Genomic DNA, 18227 nt, shown 5'->3' on the forward strand with positions numbered 1-18227 from the left:
ATTTTGGGTTATGCACAGACTTTTGGGGTTGTGAGCGCGTTTGCGACAATGTAACAGGAAAAATTTGGTTTCGTAAAGTCCCTCCCCTCCATGTGCAGGCACATTTTTTCAGCAAATCACCTTGTTTGTGACAGCACTTAATCTACAAGCCCTAATCAAAATTTACCGTGTTTGTTAATTGAGGTGCTATACTCAATGCAAACATAAGGAGGCGCTTACAAATGCAAAATTTCACTGTGGATGAACTAAAGCAATTTGATGGCAAAGATGGTCATAAGGCCTATGTGGCCGTGGATGGCACTGTTTATGATCTGACGAGTGTTGATGCTTGGCAGGGTGGCCAACACCACGGTCTGACGGCCGGCAGAGACCTCACGGAAATGATTAAAAAATCTCCGCATGGTAAAAAAACATTAACTGATAAACCAGTCGTTGGGCAATTGATTTAATAAAAACATCAAATACTACAATGAGGTTGTGACATAAGTTTATTGGGACGAATAATATGAGCAATATCGCGCTCCAAAGTCCTGAGAATTCCGCTTAACTCAAAACTGACCCATTCCCAAAGTTCGGGAATAGGTCAGTTTTACGTTAATGCTCGTTCTCAAACCAGACTTGTGTCACAGCTCCGTTCCAAATCATGCGTCTTCATTGTTTGGTAGATTGCAAATTTAATCCGAATTTTTGGACAAATTTGTCAGCATGATCTGATAAGGTGTTTGCCAGTCAAGTATTTTAAGTGGTCTCTGATTAAAGATCAGCTCCTAAAAGATGGGTTTGTGGTAAACACCATTTTAAAGGAAGCTGATCTTTTTTGTCCGAACAGCGTTCGGATTAATTTTACAATCTATCGTTTAAACATCTGTTAATCAATAGCAATAACGTTGAAAGGCTGTGTAGTTAGCCTTTATACTTTGTGGGTAGTTCAAGGAATTTGTCTCGTTTGGAAAGTGAGTTTGGCTCACGCGAGGTTATGATTATGCGTAAGAATTATTTGGGCCGACTTGTAGGACTCGTTGTCGTGATTATTGGCGGCACACTGTTTTTACAAAATCACCCACTACTGGAAAAGCAACTTTCTGCCCAGGTTAGTCCGGCCAACATTCAACGGTCATTTCAAAAGGTTCACGAACAAGTAAATACTTTTTTTACGGACGTTACATTAAACGCCAATGCTGGCCCCCAGAATTCAACGGCCTCACAGGCGACATCGTCTAGCAGCAGGCCGTCACCACACGTTGCGGCGTCTAAAGACAATTCGACTGCCACTGATGCAACGCCAGTTGAATCGATTGTCAGCAATGTTCATTTGCAATCCACGTATTACTACGAGTACGCAGCTTCTGATTCGCCGGCCGTGCGTTTGGCGTTTGATACTGCCGTGCAAACGTATAATGCGACCGGGATCGTCACCCTTAAACCCGGTCACGCGGGGAGTGGACAAAACCAGTTGACGTTTAGCACCTATCATGAAGTTTCAAAAGCAGCCAGCGATGGTGCGGTCGAGGTAGGTCATGGCGGTCCAGAAATTTATCAAACGAATTTTAGTGGTGCTAACGCAACGAATCATGGAAGTGCCAAGCTGAATACAGCCTATTTGAGTTCATACAATGATGCTGTGGCCATTCACGAGGTGGGCCACGCATTGGGGCTTGATCATAGTAGTGATCCGAATTCTGTCATGTACCCAGTGACGCAGGGCCGGGTGCAGTTAACCAGTGGGGATATTGCTGGCTTGAAGGCGATTTATTCACAAAACTAAATTTCAAATTAAATAAGTCTGAAACTGACAAAAAGGTCACATCGCCATTTTTCTGCGATGTGACCTTTTAATGTTTTAAATTAACGGTTTAAGCGATATACCCAAGCCCGGTGATCACGTTGCAACAGTTCATCTGATGCAGCTGGTCCCATAGAACCGGAGATGTAGTTAGGGAAGTCTGGTGTTTCTGAATCCCATAACTTCTGGATAACATCAACGAACTTCCATGCGTATGAAACTTCATCCCATGAGGCAAAGTTAGTTTGGTCACCCTTCAAGGTGTCATGCAACAAACGTTCGTATGGTTCTGGGGTTTCTTCCTTTTGAGCAACATCTTGCTGGAAGTCCAAGTGGATTGGTTCCGTTTCGAAACCTTGACCAGCAGTCTTAGCGTTCAATTGGAGAGAGAAGCCTGAGTTTGGTTCAACATAGATGGTTAAAACGTTTGGTGCTAATGAGTTATCACGGTTTTGTGGGAAAGCGAAGATGTCGATCAAAGGCTTCTTGAAGACAACGTCGATCCGTGTAAACTTGTCAGCTAAACGCTTACCAGTCCGGACGTAGAAAGGTACACCTGACCAACGATAGTTGTCGAATAATAATTTACCGGCAACAAATGTATCGTTGTGTGAATCCTTTGGTACGTTTGGTTCATCACGGTAAGCAGGTTCAGTATCGTTAGCACCGTATTGGCCGCGGATAAAGTTCTTAGCAGCTTCGGCTGGGCTGTAAACCCGGAGTGAACGCAATGCCTTGATCTTTTCAACACGAACATCGGCGTCAGTGAATGAAACAGGTTGTTCCATTGCTAACTGAGAAACGATTTGCATGATATGGTTTTGAACCATGTCACGTAATGCACCAGCAGTATCGTAGTAACCGGCACGGTCTTCAACACCAAGTTTTTCACTTAAGGTAACTTGAACGTTGTCGATGTAACGGTTGTTCCACAAGGATTCAACGAAGGTGTTACCGAAACGCAAAGCTTGAATGTTTTGAACCATTTCCTTACCAAGGTAGTGGTCGATTCGGTAGATTTGCTTTTCGTCAAACGCACCTGATAATTGATCGTTTAAAGTTTTAGCAGTCGTAAAGTCGGTACCAAATGGTTTTTCAATAACCAAACGGTTGGAACCGTCATCAGAGAGTAAACCTTCAGACTTCAAGTTGAGGGCAACTTCACCAAAGAAACGTGGTGCCATGGACAGATAGAAGATCCGGTTACCGTTGATGCTGTATTGTTTGTCCAGCTTTTCAACGAGGTCCTTCATCACAGCGTAGTGCGCCTTATCCGTAACATCGTGTGCAATGTAGTAAAAATGAGACACGAAGATTTCTGCCGCGTGCATATCTGCATCCGGTTGGTCATCCTTAATGGATTGTGTTACGACTTCACGGAATTTGTCGTCGGTCCAGCTATCACGAGCAGTTCCGAGAACGGCAAAGTGTTCGCCTAAGTTTCCGCGAACGTAAAGTTTGAAGAGGGATGGGTACAGTTTACGTTTGGCAAGGTCACCAGTACCACCAAAGAAAGTAAACAATGAGCTGTATTCTGTTGCCACGGTTTTCACTCCTTAAATGCCTGTAAATGTAGGGTTGTATTGACAGAAAACGTAACCGCTTTCCGTCGTTGACTGGTTCATTATATAACAATATCTAGCGCGATGCACCACCGTGAGCAACCGGTTTCATTAGGTTCAGGCCGTGAATTAGTTATGAAAACTTATCATATCAACGATTAGCATTGGTCTGGTCCACCAAAATGAATTTCAAAAAAATTTACATTTATGGAAAACATTGGTGAAAAAAGTTTTCTACAAGGTCTGGTGATTGATTCGATATTATCTTTGGGTGAGAGGCTGACGCCTACGGTTGGCAACATTGACACGCTCGCCGTGGGACCGGTTCAAGCCGGAAGTTCACCGTCTTTCACCTCGTCGTAAAGCCGAAGTTCACGTCTTCACGACCGTCCGTAACCTAAATTCGAGCAAACCACTCGAATTAACGTTACCTTCACGTCTCGGTGTCAATGTTGCCGCCCTTCGGCTCATATAGCAACGCAATCGACTAGCTATCAGTCAACAGTCCTGTGTTCTTCTGCAAAATGCCACTAAAAAACTGCTGAATCCATTATTAAGGTGGACCAACAGTTTAGAAAATTAAAATTCATCGTTTGATTATAGTTTGAATAATTCTGTTGCTTTGACCGCTGTTTGCCAGCCTTGATATAAACGTTGACGGTGGTCCTCAGGCATATTGGGGGAGAATGTCTTGCCCTGTTGGTAGATAGCCTGAAGGGCGTCGACATTATCCCAAAAGCCAACGGCGAGACCTGCTAGAAAGGCCGCACCGAGTGCTGTTGTTTCCTCATCAGCGGAACGATCAATTTCCATATTGAGAATGTCAGCCTGAAATTGCATAAGATAAGTGTTTCGTGATGAGGCGCCATCGGCCTTCAAACGGGGGATGGCAAGCTGCGTATCTTTTCGCATTGTTTCGATAACATCACGTGTTTGGTAGGCAATCGATTGCAAAGTGGCCTTAACAAAATCGTTTTGAGTTGTCCCACGCGTGATTCCATAAACAGCGCCACGAGCAGCATCGTCCCAATAAGGAGCACCTAAGCCAGAGAAAGCGGGGACTACGTAGACTTCGTCGTGATCGGTTGAGGCTAACGCGGCTCGTTTGGCGGCTGGTTCGTCCGGAATCATTTTCATTTCATCTTGTAGCCAGCCAATCGCTGAACCGGCCACGAAGATAGAGCCTTCAAGGGCGTATTGCACACTGCCATTTAGACCATAGGCGATGGTTGTGAGCAGCCCGTTGTTTGAAATCAACGGCTCATCACCCGTATTCATCACGATGAAGGCACCAGCACCATACGTATTTTTGATGACACCCTTATCGAAGCCCATCTGGCCAAACAAAGCGGCCTGTTGGTCACCAGCGAGAGCAGCAATGGGGACTTCGGCACCGAAGAATTGATAATTTTGGGTGTGACCGTAGACTTCAGAGGATGATTTAACCTCAGGCAACATTGCGCGGGGAATATTCATCAGCTTGAGAATTTCATCATCCCAATCCAATGTGTGAATGTTAAACAGCATCGTTCGACTAGCATTGGAGTAATCAGTGACATGCAGCGCACTGCCCGACAATTTCCATGCCAGCCACGAATCAACTGTGCCAAAACAGAGCTCACCTTTTTCAGCGCGTTCTTGCGCACCTTCGACGTGATCAAGCAGCCAGCAAATTTTGGCGGCTGAGAAGTAAGAATTAATAAAGAGTCCTGTTTTTTGGTGGATCATCTCGCCGTAACCATCTTTGATGAGTTGCCGGGTGACGTCGTCCGTTTGCTTAGACTGCCAACCAACAGCCGGTGCAATTGGCTCACCAGTTGTTCGATCCCAAATGATGGTCGTTTCACGTTGTGTGACGATACCGACACCGTCAATTTGGTCCGGATGGATACCAGCGTTAATCAAAACAGACGAAATGACTGATTGAACGGAATTCCACAGTAAGTTCGGATCATGTTCCACCCATCCGGGATGGCGATTGATTTGTGGTAATGGTTGGGAAGCCGCGGTAACCCGTCGGCCATTTTTGTTGATGATAATTGCCCGCGATGCAGAGGTGCCTTGATCCACGGCCAAAATGTAATGTTCAGTGACGAATGCCATAGTTTGCCTCGTTTTTATTTTGCCTTTGTAACCGGTTACTAATGCTGTCAGTATAGCGAATCAATGGGCAATGAACAAACTCCAAATTAAAATTTAATCTTGTATTTATTTTTAAACGGGATATTATATATCCTGTTAATAAAAAGGATACCGAATGTCGTGTTTATAAACGCACATTTCTGGAGGATATCGCAATGAAAGTTAAACCAAGTTTGGAACAAGCCATCTGTGTGTTGATGCTTTTGGCGATTCAAAAACGTGAAATACCATTACACAGTACTTTGATTTCACAACGGCTGGGACTATCAGATTCATATACCAAAAAAGTTATTCAACATCTGTCCCGAGCCGGCTTAGTTCGATCTGTTTCTGGGAAAGACGGTGGCTTCGTGATCAATCGCGAGCCGGATCAAATTACGATGCTGGACGTTTTTAACACTATTGAAGGAACTGACCCGTTCGGTGTTTCATCCGGACTTGCCGACCACGTTTTCGGCATGTCCAAGGATCCGTCATTTGATGCTTGTTATCACATGGGACGCCTGGATGAAGGCCATAATCCTGGGGATGTCAAGGAAGAGGCGTTGGCCATCTTTGCGGAGGCCGAGAAAAGTTATCGTGACAAGTTAGCTGCGTCCACGCTCAATGAGTTGTGCCCGCATCGTGACGGCAAACTGATTACGATCGACTGGTCGCCATGGTTGCAAGCGAAAAGTGATGCCGCAGCCCAGGGAGAAGTTGATCAATAACGTGGAAGATAGGTTTTAGGAGGTTAGAGAGAACATGAAGTGGATGACTAAAAATCACGTTTGGGGATTATTAGGGTGGCTGGTCGTTTTAGTGGTTGCCATCATGATGACGCCTGACACGGGGAAGCTGGTGGCCGACAAGGGCCAAATTAAGATTCCTAGTACATATCAAAGTGTCCGCGCTACGCAGATGCAAAAAAAGTGGGGTAGCGATCAGAAAAATACGACGGCAGTTGTCGCGGTGTTCAGTAATGGTGATGACAAACTGACGCCCGCACAGAATGCTGCGATTGATCGAACTATTGATAAGCTAAAGTCCGATAAGTCAAAGTATCAGATTAAGGGCATTACAACTGCTCAAGACAGTGCTACCGCTAAACAACAATTGGTATCTAAAGACAAGACAACGCAGCTGGTTCAGTTAAACGTTAAGTTGAGTAAAACGCACACGCGAAGTTTAATCCGTGATCAATTGACGAAAGCGGTTAAAACGAGCGGTGTGAAAACCTATGTCACTGGTTCAGATATTTTGAACCAAGACTTTTCGGATGCCACTCAGGCTGGGGTGCGAAAGACTGAAGTTATTGCGGCGATTTTCATTTTCGTGGTGTTACTGTTAGTCTTCCGTTCACCGATCACACCGATTATTTCTTTATTAACCGTCGCAGTATCGGGCCTGGTATCCATTAGTGTGGTTACCAACTTGGTCCAGCACTTCAACTTTCCGTTTTCAAACTTTACGCAAGTGTTCATTATCATTGTGCTGTTTGGGATTGGGACGGACTACAACATTCTCCTATACAATCAATTTAGGCAGGAAATGGCGCATGGCAAGAATCCGCATGATGCAACTGCCAGTGCGATCAAGATCGGTGGTCGGACCATTCTATATTCTGGATTATCCGTATTAATCGGGATGTCCGTGTTGGCGTTTGCCAAGTTCTCCCTGTATCGTTCGGCGGTCGGCATTGCCGTTGGGGTCGTTGTGTTACTGGCAGTTTTGCTCACACTGAACCCGTTCTTTATGACCGTTCTCGGGCCAAACATGTTCTGGCCGGTTCGTAAGTCAGCTGGTGAAGGTGACAGCAAGCTGTGGCACGCGCTCGGCAGTACGGCCATGATTCGTCCGATTTTGACGCTAGTTGTGATGGCGATCGTGATGGTTCCGTTAGCCTTAATGGGCCACGGTACGTTGGATTATGACAATACCGTTGAAATTGGTGACAATGTCCCTGCCAAACGTGGTTTTCAAGTGGTTCAAAAACACTTTTCAAAGGGGACTGCTGAACCGACAACGATTTACATTCAGAGTGATCACCGTTTGAACAACGAACAGTCGCTTCAAATTATCGATCGTTTGACCAAACAATTGCAGAATTCGGCCGGCGTTAAAACGGTTTTGTCCGCATCGCAGCCTGGTGGATCAGCCATTAAGGCACTGTACGTTCGCAACCAGATGGCAACGGTCACCAGTGGTTTAACTAAGTCACAACAAGGGCTGGATAAAATTAATAGTGGTCTGGGATCAGCAAAACAACAGTTGGACGGTGCTAATATCAGTGGTGGCGTTGATTCTGCTAATCAGTTAGCGTCTGGTTCGCAACAGGTTGCTGCTGGGACATCAACCTTGAGTTCCGGAATTAACCAAGTGACCCAAGGTGTGAATGAACTGAACGCACAGCTTCAAAATAGTACTAGTGGCAGTCAACAGGCACAGTTGCAACAGTTAACGACGTCATTACCACAATTGAATCAGGCCATCAGTAGTTTGAACGATCAGGTTAACGCTGCCTCAACTGGTTCGACCAGTGGCGTGACGAATTCCCTGACTAGCATCGGTAGTTCCGCCAGTGATATTGGCAGTCAACTAGGTGCCATTCAAAATGCGATGAAGGGCATCAGCACGCCAAATGTTAACGCCGGTCAGTTAGTTGCAGCAATGCAGGGCCAAGGTGCTAACTTAAACGCTCAGCAGCAACAAGTTGTCACAGCGACGATTGATGCCGCGCTGAAACAGCAGAGTCAGGCCAGTGCTGGTTTGCAACAAACATTGGCAGGTTCATTAAGCAAAATTGGTGCTGATGCGCAAAACATTGGTAGCAGTGATCAATCCGTTGCTAGCCAATTACAGAGCTTGCAAGGGTCAACGCAGCAATTGCAACAAGCTGTTAGTCAGTTGAACACAGCCTCGAATCAAGTATTGCCGGCGTCTGCGACAGCAATCACGCAGTTGAGCGGTGGTCTCTCACAATTGAGTAGTAGCACCAATCAGTTAGCCAGTGCGATGGGTACGATCAATGGCAATACTGGTCAACTAGTCAGTGGCGCTAACCAAGTTGCGAGCGGAAACCAAGAAATGGCTTCGAAACTGTCACAACTTGGCGGTCAAACAGCTAGTTTGTCCAATGGCTTAGGCACCGCGACAGACGGGCTCAGCAAGATTTCCGCTGGTTCAGGTCAGGCAAATAAGTACTTGAGTGGTTTGCAACATGCCAGCGCAGCGGAAACCTACTATATTCCAGCTGCGCAGTTAAAGAGCAAAACGTTTGCCCCAGTCCTTAAAACGTACTTCTCGCCGGATCGCAAGATCACGAAGATGACGGTCATTCTTAAGGACGATCCAAGCTCACAGACTGCGATGAAACGTTTGCCACGGTTGGAAGGCATCGTTCGTGGCGCTCTTAAAGGAACATCGATGAATAATGCCAAGGTTGCGTTTGGTGGTAGTACCTCGCAAACCAATGATATCAATGAAATGGCGGCTGGAGACTTCAGTCGTACCGCCATCATTATGTTAGCTGGCATCTTCATTGCGTTGATGTTTGTAACCCATTCATTGGTTCAACCAATCGCGATTGAGGGAACCTTGTTGATTGCTTACAGTGGCGCAACGAACATCGTACACTGGCTGGTGAAGGCCTTCCTAGGTCAAAGCATGCTGACCTGGAACACACCATTCTTTGCCTTCATTATGTTGGTTTCACTGGGTGTTGATTACAGTATCTTCCTCATGGCGAAGTACCGTGAGTTCCTGCATCAGCCGATTTCGACCGATGCTAAGATGCTCAAAGCTACGACAATTATTGGAACCGTGGTTATTTCAGCGGGAATTATCCTGAGTGGAACATTCGCAGCACTGATTCCGTCTGGTGTGATGACGTTGATTCAAGTGGCGCTAGTAGTGATTGTCGGGATCCTGTTACTAGTTATTTTGATTCCGATTATCATGCCAGCAGTGATGAAGATTACGTATCCAACACCGGAGTCACGGTTGAATGATGATCAAAAATAAAATATGTTATGTGGATTGGAAAAAGGAGGCAGCTCTCAGCTTGAGAGTTGCCTCCTTTTCGTTATCGTTGTGGTGTTTTTGGTTGCGAGGGTAGGTAAGCGTAACCGACTGTCAACACAACAGCGATGATGACGGTCGTTAGCATGATTGTTGCGGTATTAGCTGGCCATAAATTACCGAAAATAATAATTGAGTACCCTGCTACCGCCAGAAGCCAACCGCCGAAGTAATTCACTTTATGCCACATTTCAGGTGACCTGTAGGTTGGTGGAATGCGAATGCCCATCAGATGATTTTGTGGTATGAATAGACTGCCAACGCCAATTAAGAAAAATAGTATGCCGATGCCAGTTGCCAAACTTGGTTTTAGGAAACTTGGCCAAATAGCGAAAATTAATAGTAATAAATCAAAACTCAACGTGTAATTTGTCGGAACCTCTAATCCCTTTGCAAAATTAGTTTGATGATTATCCATCCAAATAGCGCCGATACTTGTGAGAGCGGCCCCAGTGACCAAGATGCCCATTAGCGGTAGTAATGTTTGTTTAGTTGATCTAAATAACAGAAAAATAGCTAGTAAACCATAGATGACAATTAGTGTGATGAAACTTGCTCGTTTTTGTAGAAGTTTTCGCATATCCATGACCTCTCTGGTATGGTGTGACGTAGTATTTTCAGCGCTAGTATACGACAAAAAGCGAAATAGCAGTTGGAAAAGTTTCACTACAAAGATGGATTTTATAACACGCCCTGAATTAATTTCACAAAGTGTTTTTAAACGTTTTGATGAGAACAAACAACGCTTGTGAAGAAGCGCTATATCAGAGTGCAAGCGTTGACATTTACTAGTAGTATGGTTAAATTAAATTGTACACAATATAAAAACAATAACTAGAAATTTTGGAGGCCTTCACCATGAAAGTAATCATCGTTGGTGCTACACATGCAGGTACGTTTGCCGCTCAACAGATTTTGACTGAACATCCGGATTATGACGTCACAGTTTACGAACGAAACGATAATTTGTCCTTCTTGTCCTGTGGGATTGCTTTGTGGGTTGGAGGTCATGTATCAGACCCAGACAAAATGTTCTATTCAAGTCCAGAAGCCTTAGCCAAACTTGGTGCAGATATGGAAATGAAGCATGATGTTACCGACATCGACACGGATAATCAGACCGTTACTGTTAAGGATTTGGAATCAGGCGAAGTTAGCGAGGTCGCTTACGATAAACTGGTCGTTACAACTGGTTCATGGCCCGTTATTCCGCCAATCGACGGGATTGATAACAAGAATGTTTACCTATGTAAGAACTGGACGAACGCTAACGAATTGAAGAACTTGGCTGGCAAAATCAAGAGTGCTGTTGTGATTGGTGCTGGCTACATTGGTGCGGAACTGGCAGAACAATATGCACTGACGGGTAAGCAAGTGACCTTGATCGATGGTTTGCCACGAGTTTTGGCGAAGAACTTTGATAAGGACATCACGGACCGTGTGGAAAAAGAATACACGGATCACGGTGTCAAACTGGCACTGGGCGAAATGGTAACTGGTTTCAGCGGGGATGATCAAGTAACGGTCACCACTGACAAGGGCAGTTACACCGCGGATATCGCCATTTTATGTACTGGATTCCGTCCACACACGGAATTGATGAAGGGCAAGGTCGACATGTTGCCAAACGGTGCTATTGTGACCGACGAATACATGCAGACGAGCTTACCAAACGTCTTTGCAGCCGGTGATTCAGCTGCCGTTCACTATAACCCAACGCACAAGAATGATTACATTCCATTGGCTACTAATGCGGTTCGCCAAGGCATTCTAGTTGGTCACAACATCGAAAAGCCAACGGTTAAATACCTTGGTACACAATCGTCATCAGCCGTTGAGTTGTTTGGCAAGACGATTGCTGCATCAGGTTTGACGACAGAGGGCGCCAAGGCTCGCAACGTTAATGTGGACTCTGTGACAATTGAACAGGATTATCGCCCAGACTTCATGTTAAGCACGACACCAGTTCAATGTAGCTTAACATGGGATCCTGAAACACACCGTGTCCTTGGCGGTGCCTTCTACAGTGACCACGATGTTTCACAATCAGCTAATGTCATTTCAATGGCCATCCAAACGGAAATGACCATTGAAACCTTATCCATGGTTGACATGCTGTTCCAGCCAAACTTTGATCAGCCATTAAACTGGATCAATGCGGTTGCAATGGCCGCGGTTGCTAAGGCTAACGAGAAAGTAACGAACTAATTTTATGAAATAAAAGAAACTGATTCATTATCAGGGCTTAAGACTAAGGCCATGATAGTGAATCAGCTTTTGTGATTACCTTTGAAAATTGTGTAATATCCTAGAACTTCCAACAAGATTGCAAAGTATGCAGCCTGAACAATGACATTATCGAAACCAATGACAAAAGTACCAAATAACGCGATAAAAACAGTGATGAGTACCAGCAAACGTAGTATGAAATCTTTTATCTTCATTTTCTGGGCCTCATTCATCGTCAAAGATGGTGTAATAACCAAACATTTCGGCCAAAATGGTGATATAAGATAACTGGACGATTAGACTATTGTTTCCAATAAACAACGTGCCGAAGATTGTTGTTAGTGCTGTCACCAAAATGAGTAGATTTAAAACAAGCGCCTTTTTTGTCATAATTAGACCTCGTTTCATTGAGAGTAGTTAAATTGTACAAAATGATTATATTTGAACATTGTTTTACTACGATCAACAAAATAAGGGTACTAATTTGTTTCGAACTGTTTAGTTACTTGGCCAAGTATTGACTGTATTAAAATTATTCAAACCTTGCCAAGCTGATTTAGGTTGTGCGGCATCACCGATCTTTTTAAGAGCCGCGCCTTCATCGGCAGTTAGCTTGAGATGATCAGCCAAGCACATCGTGTTGATGTTCTGATAGACAGAGCGTGCTTCGTTTTGTGGCGTCTGTTGTTGATGGGCCAGCTTTTTGCTGGATTGATCGATGATTTCTAATAAGTGTTGGCGATTGTTCTCTTGCTCGTTAGCAGTGGCAACAGCCCGTTTGAATTCACTGAAAAGGCCGAGGATGGTTTCTTTATCGTTAGTTGGCATAGTTATTCCTCCTGTGAATATTATGTATGATTAATGATTCAATAATAATGTACCACTGAGAGCCTAGATCATGCCAGTTGTAGTTATACGTGACGTGTGTTACCGTATTTGTATCAATTAAAACGAGGTTGGGCTGTATGAGTGTGATTAATCTTTAGTAACTAGTTTTTGAACGAACCCGAAACAAGGGTTAGTTTGTGCTGGACTAAAGGTTAGGACACTCGCACGCCAAACAAAATGGAGTCAATTCATGATGGAGACCGTGTGAGTTGCTGAAACGCAATAAGCACGGTCTTTTTGTGCACTTTTTCCGGCACGAATGCGGAATTGTAGGAGAATCAAACCATCATGAATGAAGAAACTTATCAAAAAACGGACTTTAACGTTATTCGCCAGCAGGTTGCCAAACTTGCGACGAGTGAAGCAGCGCAGACACGTTTGCAACACATGACGATCCTAACGAACTTAGCTGAAGTTCAAGCGTTACAAGCTGAAACGGTTGAGGCTAGGCAGTTACTTGATGCTAATGTGCATTTACCATTTCTAAGTTTGGATACGGTCCAAAATTTATTAACTAAGTTACACCGTGGTTATCTACTGACTGCTGAACAACTCGTGCAAGTTGCTGACTTTGTTCGAGGCAATGCTGATGTAGCGACGGTGCTCAAACGAAATGCCACGATTGCACCGACATTAGCTAGTTACGCGGACGCCTTAACGTCAGTGACCGAATTGGCGGACGATATTTATAACGTGATTCGTAACAACCAGGTTATCGATGATGCAACGGGGAATCTGCGAAAGTTGCGGCGCCATCAACGCGATGTTCAGGCACAGGTTCAAGCGGTTGTGCAGAAGGCGAGTCAGCGATACGCACGGATGCTACAGGAACGTTTGCCAGTTACGAAGGCTGATCATCTTGTACTAGCTGTTCAAGCCACGTTTAAAAACCAAGTTCCAGGCATGGTTGTCGGTAGCTCTGCGACGGGCTCGACGATCTACATTGAGCCACAGACGGCTAGCAAACTGAATAGTGAACTGGCCGAAGTTACCAGTGGTGTCGAAGCTGAGGTTTATCAGATCTTGGCCAGCTTAAACGGTCGCGTCAGTGAATATGAAACTACAATCCTACGTAATCTGGACGTCATCACAGCGCTAGATGAAATCATGGCTCGCGGTAAGTACAGTGCATCGATCAATGGCGTGCGACCACGTTTGAATGAACGTGATCAAGTGAGAATCGACGAAGGCCGTCATCCACTATTGGGCGAACATGCGGTACCACTATCTGTCCGGTTGGGATATGACCATCGTGGTTTGATTATTACCGGGCCAAACGCCGGTGGGAAGACAGTTGTGCTAAAGACGATTGGCCTCTTCATCATCATGGCGCAGTGTGGATTACAAGTACCAGCTGCCGACACAACTGAATTACCGATTTTGCAGCAGATGTTTGCTGACATCGGAGATGACCAGAGCATTGAGAATGCGTTGAGCACTTTCTCGAGTCATTTGACTAATTTAACGGCCATCACGAATGCGATTAAACCACATAGTTTAGTCCTGCTCGACGAAATTGGTAGCGGAACTGAGCCGAATGAGGGGGCAGCACTGGCTATTGCGGTGATTGAATATCTGTATCAGCATGGCGCACTCGTCGTTGTCACAACACACTATGGTGAAATCAAACGGTATGCTCAGCAGCATCCTGCCTTTACCACTGCGGCGATGGCGTTTGATGAAGCGACTTTGATGCCGAAATATCAGTTATTGATGAATGAGGTCGGCGATAGTAATGCCTTTTGGCTGGCTCGTCGTTTGAAATTAAATCCAAACATTATCCAGCAAGCAGATCATTATCTAACCGACCATGATTATCGGACGGATATCTACCAGATGAAGGCCGTCCAACACGTTGAAAAACGTGAGCAAATTACTTATGCACAAGGGGACCGGGTGCGTCTGAACACGGATGGTCGTCAAGGACTCGTCTATGCTCAAGACAAGCGGGCTGAGACGGTGACTGTTTATGTGGATGATCAGTTTGAAACGATTCCGGAACGGCGGTTAACTCGACTAGGTAAAGCGGCCGATTTGTATCCGGCAGGGTATGATATGACGCGGCTATTTAAGAAGTACGATGACTATAAGTTCCAGCGGGATCTGGATCGTGGTTCAATGAAGGCGCAGAAGAAGTTGGATAAACAGATGCGGCAGCTACAAGATGATTGGCGCCAGTCATAATTCTAAATTGACGCGGTCGTAAAACTGTCAATCAGTCCGAAACGGCGATAAACTATGAGCATGATTTATTTTAAAAACATCATTTAATGAGGTTATGTAAATGGCATATAAAGTTGATTTTAAAGAAGTTTCACCAGTTGGTTTGGAAAGTTCACCGGTCGCCGATGCACTGGCAGGTTTGCGAGCAAATGAGGCCCGTTATTTCTGGAACAAATATAAGTTTGAATACGTGACCTACCCAGCCAGTGAAAAGCAGGAAGAAGTAGCCTGGTTTGAAAAGCTAATTAAGGCGGAACGCGATTTAACATTCAGTGAGAAACTGTTAGAAGTCGCCGTTTATGAAGACGATGATCTTTACTGGCCAGAATTTTACTTTGAAAACGGCATGGTATTGAACGTGCTGTATGAGAAAAAGGGTGAAAAGCCAAAACGTGCCGTTGGTATCAAGTTAGCAGTTGGTGCACCAGTACCACCTGAGTTGGAAGGCAAATTTAAGTTTGCTCATCAACGTTCTAAGCTAGCAGGCGAAATTCGAGGCAGCTTCTTTAAGGTAAAACAAACTTGGTTGTAGAAAATCACACATCAATAACGGATTCTCATGTGGTGTTCATTTTGTCTTCACTTTAACTATGGTTAGATACCAACGTTATTTTTAATTTTGGGGTGAACATTGTGGACTATCGTGAATCATTAATGGCACAAGGAAGTCAGCATCAACGAACGGCTGGCTTCTATGGTTGGGCCAGAGAACACCGGCAACTCTGGTTATGGTTAACGTTTGTACTCGTCGCCATAGCAGTGGAGCTGCCGTTTTTATTGAATAATCACCTGTTCGGCGGGTGGGACCAACAATTCCACGTCAATCGTATCGAAGAACTGTATCTCTCTGCTAAAAATGGCGTATGGCATAACGCGATTAGCACATACACATTTCGTGGGTCTGGTCTTGGTATTCAAATCTTTTATCCATATGTCTTTCTGTATCCGTATGCGATATTGAGGTTGGTCGGTCTGCCAGGGATTATGGCGTTGTACCTAGGCAATGCTTTTTATATCGTCGCAAGTTGCTGGATTTCATACTGGTGTATGCGCGTATTTCTAAAACTGCGAGCAGCACGGCGGCCAATCTCTGGAGCGTGGTTATTCGCCATCTTGTATAACCTTTCTGGCTACATGGTCTTTAATGAAACAGTGCGTTTCGACTTACCCGAAGCACAATCAATGATGTGGTATCCCATCTTATTTTTGGGCTTATACCTCACACTGACTGAACACCGACGTGGCTGGTTGTTGACAACGCTGGGTGCGACGATGCTTGTATACACGCACGTCTTGTCAGCTTTGTTGGCAGCTGGGATGGTCGTTGTCGTTCTAGCAATTGGTTGGCACTACCTTAATCGGTGGCAAACATGGCTGGATTTAGTACTCACAGCAGTGGCAACCGGCCTACTGAGTTTGCCAGAGCTACTGGGGATGCTTGGTACCACGAAACAAGTAACGGTGGCCTCACCGTTGATCGGATCGTTGGCAAAACAGGCTATTTCATCCTTCGTCGCAGTCGTCTTTGGTCTTGGCAATGTCACGAAAACGGGCTTGTTGACGCACGGCGTGACCTTGGGCACGATTGTCTTATTGGCACTTGTGGCGCTATGGATCGGTTTTCGTCATCTTGATCGGTTTGGCAAAACACTGGCGATTTTAAGCACGGTTCTGTTCTGGATGACGACAAAACTCTTTCCATGTCGTTTTCTGGAACATACGCCGATCAACCTAATTCAGCATCCATGGCGGTTTTACACGTTTATCAGTTTCTTCGTCCTAGTCGCTTTTGTGCTCCTCGTTGATCGTACGCAATTACGTTTCAACTGGCAGGGCTGGATTGTTGGCTTGTCACTGTTACTCACGATGGTGACCGGATTCGTCTACGCTGGTGTATCATCGCTGAAAGTGAGTGCCGATAGCTATGAACAGTTTGCAACGGATGCGAATTATTTCGATTACGCGCCCAAACGTAGTGTGCCTCGTCTGAAAGCTATCTATGCACATCAGGCAGTGGTCTTTGAAGACGGCAAAGCCATTAGTCATCCACATGTGAAAATGACTGCACAGCCTAATGGGATGACCATTCGGTTGCCAAAAACAGCAAGTGGTCACCAGGTAGACTTACCGGTTTTTAACTACGGCAGTCAGCATTATGTGGTAAAAACGGATGATGCCAAAGGATTGCATGTGAGCGTCTCTGAACGTGGGACGGTACAGGTTCACGTGCCTGAGGGTGCAAAGAGAGTTTCTATTGAGTACCATAAATAAAAGTTTGCTGAGTGCTGTTCAGAAATGGACAGCACTTTTTTATTGCCCAGACGAAAATGTTGATCAAATTACGTATGTTTAGATATGAATTAAAAATAGCCTCAATACGTGCTTAAATAATTGAAAAACAAACGTGTAGTACGTATAATCTGAAAGAAGATTAAATTATGACATCACTATCTAAATTTCCACAAACGAGTCGAGAATTGATCAGATTATTAAAACAATATGGTTGGCAGGATGCATTAGGTGCTGACCACGGTGATCACCACTTCATGACGCGACAGTATCAACGTACAAAGATTCCTATCAAGATGAGCCCAAGCAAGCTGCCCAAAAGCTACGTTAGGCTGGTTTTGTCTGAGGCGGGGTTAAAAGATTTATTTAAAGGAGGAAAGTAATTATGTCTAAGGATGAAGTATTTTATCCCGCTATTTTTCACCATCAAGAAGACGGTGCTTTCACCGTTAAAGTGCCGGATTTAAAAGGTGCAGTGACGTATGGTAACGATATGATGACAGCGTTTCACAGCGCCCAAGATGTTATTGGCGGCTATTTGTTTTCTGAAAAACACTATCCAGAGCCAACTGATGTCGCTGAAATCCCACTCGTTCCAGGCGACCAACTAGTAATTGTGCCATTGGATCTCAATGAATATCGTAGTCGGGAGCAACAAACCAAAAAGGTGAAGGTGACTGTGACGATTCCTGAAGGTTTACGCGATGAAGCCCGAGAACGGCACATTGTGTTATCGCATGTGCTGACCGAAGGGTTACGCAGAGAACTTGCCAATGACTAAAATTCTGATTTATTTTCAAACGAGGTCAATGGTATGCTTGATGTACTATTAGTGAAACATGTTATATAAGTGATAATAGACAACCTAGAATCTGCTATTCTAGGCTGTTTTCATATTTAGGGGGATGCAAGTGGAAATTCAATTAGACAATTTAGGGATGAAATTTGGTCAGATGGTAGATTGCAAATTTAATCCGAATTTTTGGACAAATTTGTCAGCATGATCTGATAAGGTGTTTGCCAGTCAAGTATTTTAAGTGGTCTCTGATTAA

General features: G+C 44.7%; 16 protein-coding genes. 10 read left to right on the forward strand and 6 right to left on the reverse strand.

Going from position 1 to position 18227, the window contains the following annotated elements:
* Window positions 1-221: 221 nt before the first annotated feature.
* Window positions 222-449 carry a cytochrome b5 domain-containing protein gene (locus GB992_RS07750; protein WP_161001923.1) on the forward strand — a complete coding sequence of 76 codons (228 nt, stop codon included), beginning with the start codon at window positions 222-224 and terminating at the stop codon, window positions 447-449.
* Between the two features lie 533 nt (window positions 450-982).
* Window positions 983-1765, forward strand: coding sequence for a matrixin family metalloprotease (locus GB992_RS07755; RefSeq protein ID WP_161001924.1), 783 nt, complete (start codon window positions 983-985; stop codon window positions 1763-1765).
* An 80-nt stretch (window positions 1766-1845) separates the two neighbouring features.
* On the opposite strand, the gene zwf is transcribed toward GB992_RS07755, so the two are convergent.
* Window positions 1846-3327: a glucose-6-phosphate dehydrogenase gene (gene zwf, locus GB992_RS07760; RefSeq protein WP_161001925.1), complete on the reverse strand. Its 1482-nt coding sequence runs from the start codon at window positions 3325-3327 to the stop codon at window positions 1846-1848.
* Window positions 3328-3942: 615 nt separating this feature from the next.
* Window positions 3943-5448 (reverse strand): glycerol kinase GlpK, encoded by a 1506-nt coding sequence (gene glpK, locus GB992_RS07765; protein WP_161001926.1) that lies wholly within the window; start codon window positions 5446-5448, stop codon window positions 3943-3945.
* Between the two features lie 194 nt (window positions 5449-5642).
* Between glpK and GB992_RS07770 the strand changes: the two genes are divergently transcribed.
* Both GB992_RS07770 and GB992_RS07775 read left to right on the forward strand, forming a co-directional pair.
* Entirely contained in the window at window positions 5643-6197 is a 555-nt protein-coding gene (locus GB992_RS07770; RefSeq protein WP_161001927.1) for an RrF2 family transcriptional regulator, read from the forward strand.
* Between the two features lie 34 nt (window positions 6198-6231).
* Window positions 6232-9489, forward strand: a complete 3258-nt coding sequence (locus GB992_RS07775) for an MMPL family transporter (protein ID WP_161001928.1) — start codon at window positions 6232-6234, stop codon at window positions 9487-9489.
* A gap of 61 nt (window positions 9490-9550) precedes the next feature.
* On the opposite strand, the gene GB992_RS07780 is transcribed toward GB992_RS07775, so the two are convergent.
* Complete coding sequence (locus GB992_RS07780) at window positions 9551-10126, reverse strand: SdpI family protein (RefSeq protein ID WP_161001929.1); 576 nt, start codon at window positions 10124-10126, stop codon at window positions 9551-9553.
* A gap of 278 nt (window positions 10127-10404) precedes the next feature.
* Between GB992_RS07780 and GB992_RS07785 the strand changes: the two genes are divergently transcribed.
* Window positions 10405-11754: an FAD-dependent oxidoreductase gene (locus tag GB992_RS07785; protein ID WP_161001930.1), complete on the forward strand. Its 1350-nt coding sequence runs from the start codon at window positions 10405-10407 to the stop codon at window positions 11752-11754.
* Window positions 11755-11816: 62 nt separating this feature from the next.
* On the opposite strand, the gene GB992_RS07790 is transcribed toward GB992_RS07785, so the two are convergent.
* The 3 genes from GB992_RS07790 to GB992_RS07800 form a co-directional block, all read right to left on the reverse strand.
* Window positions 11817-11990 carry a hypothetical protein gene (locus GB992_RS07790; protein WP_161001931.1) on the reverse strand — a complete coding sequence of 58 codons (174 nt, stop codon included), beginning with the start codon at window positions 11988-11990 and terminating at the stop codon, window positions 11817-11819.
* 10 nt (window positions 11991-12000) lie between these two features.
* Entirely contained in the window at window positions 12001-12165 is a 165-nt protein-coding gene (locus tag GB992_RS07795) for a hypothetical protein (RefSeq protein WP_161001932.1), read from the reverse strand.
* A gap of 108 nt (window positions 12166-12273) precedes the next feature.
* Entirely contained in the window at window positions 12274-12603 is a 330-nt protein-coding gene (locus GB992_RS07800; protein ID WP_161001933.1) for a bacteriocin immunity protein, read from the reverse strand.
* 348 nt (window positions 12604-12951) lie between these two features.
* Here GB992_RS07800 and GB992_RS07805 point away from each other — a divergent pair, with 348 nt between their 5' ends.
* The 5 genes from GB992_RS07805 (at window position 12952) to GB992_RS07825 (ending at window position 17956) form a co-directional block, all read left to right on the forward strand.
* On the forward strand, window positions 12952-14847 hold the full coding sequence (locus GB992_RS07805; RefSeq protein ID WP_161001934.1) for an endonuclease MutS2: 1896 nt from the start codon (window positions 12952-12954) through the stop codon (window positions 14845-14847).
* Window positions 14848-14947: 100 nt separating this feature from the next.
* Window positions 14948-15418, forward strand: coding sequence for a phage tail protein (locus GB992_RS07810; protein WP_161001935.1), 471 nt, complete (start codon window positions 14948-14950; stop codon window positions 15416-15418).
* A 101-nt stretch (window positions 15419-15519) separates the two neighbouring features.
* Window positions 15520-17157 carry a YfhO family protein gene (locus GB992_RS07815; protein ID WP_161001936.1) on the forward strand — a complete coding sequence of 546 codons (1638 nt, stop codon included), beginning with the start codon at window positions 15520-15522 and terminating at the stop codon, window positions 17155-17157.
* Window positions 17158-17324: 167 nt separating this feature from the next.
* A complete protein-coding gene (locus tag GB992_RS07820; protein ID WP_161001937.1) occupies window positions 17325-17558 on the forward strand; it encodes a type II toxin-antitoxin system HicA family toxin in 234 nt (77 codons plus the stop codon).
* Window positions 17559-17560: 2 nt separating this feature from the next.
* Window positions 17561-17956: a type II toxin-antitoxin system HicB family antitoxin gene (locus GB992_RS07825; RefSeq protein WP_017260911.1), complete on the forward strand. Its 396-nt coding sequence runs from the start codon at window positions 17561-17563 to the stop codon at window positions 17954-17956.
* The last annotated feature ends 271 nt before the right edge of the window (window positions 17957-18227 follow it).

The sequence above is a fragment of the Furfurilactobacillus milii genome, from assembly GCF_009863985.1.
Lineage (GTDB): Bacteria > Bacillota > Bacilli > Lactobacillales > Lactobacillaceae > Furfurilactobacillus > Furfurilactobacillus milii_A.

Excerpts from the sequence above, each read along its gene's own strand:
- GB992_RS07750 (WP_161001923.1), top strand. The coding sequence starts at position 222 with ATGCAAAATTTCACTGTGGATGAACTAAAGCAATTTGATGGCAAAGAT.
- GB992_RS07755 (WP_161001924.1), top strand. The coding sequence starts at position 983 with ATGCGTAAGAATTATTTGGGCCGACTTGTAGGACTCGTTGTCGTGATT.
- glpK (WP_161001926.1), bottom strand. The coding sequence starts at position 5,448 with ATGGCATTCGTCACTGAACATTACATTTTGGCCGTGGATCAAGGCACC.
- GB992_RS07770 (WP_161001927.1), top strand. The coding sequence starts at position 5,643 with ATGAAAGTTAAACCAAGTTTGGAACAAGCCATCTGTGTGTTGATGCTT.
- GB992_RS07775 (WP_161001928.1), top strand. The coding sequence starts at position 6,232 with ATGAAGTGGATGACTAAAAATCACGTTTGGGGATTATTAGGGTGGCTG.
- GB992_RS07780 (WP_161001929.1), bottom strand. The coding sequence starts at position 10,126 with ATGCGAAAACTTCTACAAAAACGAGCAAGTTTCATCACACTAATTGTC.
- GB992_RS07785 (WP_161001930.1), top strand. The coding sequence starts at position 10,405 with ATGAAAGTAATCATCGTTGGTGCTACACATGCAGGTACGTTTGCCGCT.
- GB992_RS07790 (WP_161001931.1), bottom strand. The coding sequence starts at position 11,990 with ATGAAGATAAAAGATTTCATACTACGTTTGCTGGTACTCATCACTGTT.
- GB992_RS07795 (WP_161001932.1), bottom strand. The coding sequence starts at position 12,165 with ATGACAAAAAAGGCGCTTGTTTTAAATCTACTCATTTTGGTGACAGCA.
- GB992_RS07800 (WP_161001933.1), bottom strand. The coding sequence starts at position 12,603 with ATGCCAACTAACGATAAAGAAACCATCCTCGGCCTTTTCAGTGAATTC.
- GB992_RS07805 (WP_161001934.1), top strand. The coding sequence starts at position 12,952 with ATGAATGAAGAAACTTATCAAAAAACGGACTTTAACGTTATTCGCCAG.
- GB992_RS07810 (WP_161001935.1), top strand. The coding sequence starts at position 14,948 with ATGGCATATAAAGTTGATTTTAAAGAAGTTTCACCAGTTGGTTTGGAA.
- GB992_RS07820 (WP_161001937.1), top strand. The coding sequence starts at position 17,325 with ATGACATCACTATCTAAATTTCCACAAACGAGTCGAGAATTGATCAGA.
- GB992_RS07825 (WP_017260911.1), top strand. The coding sequence starts at position 17,561 with ATGTCTAAGGATGAAGTATTTTATCCCGCTATTTTTCACCATCAAGAA.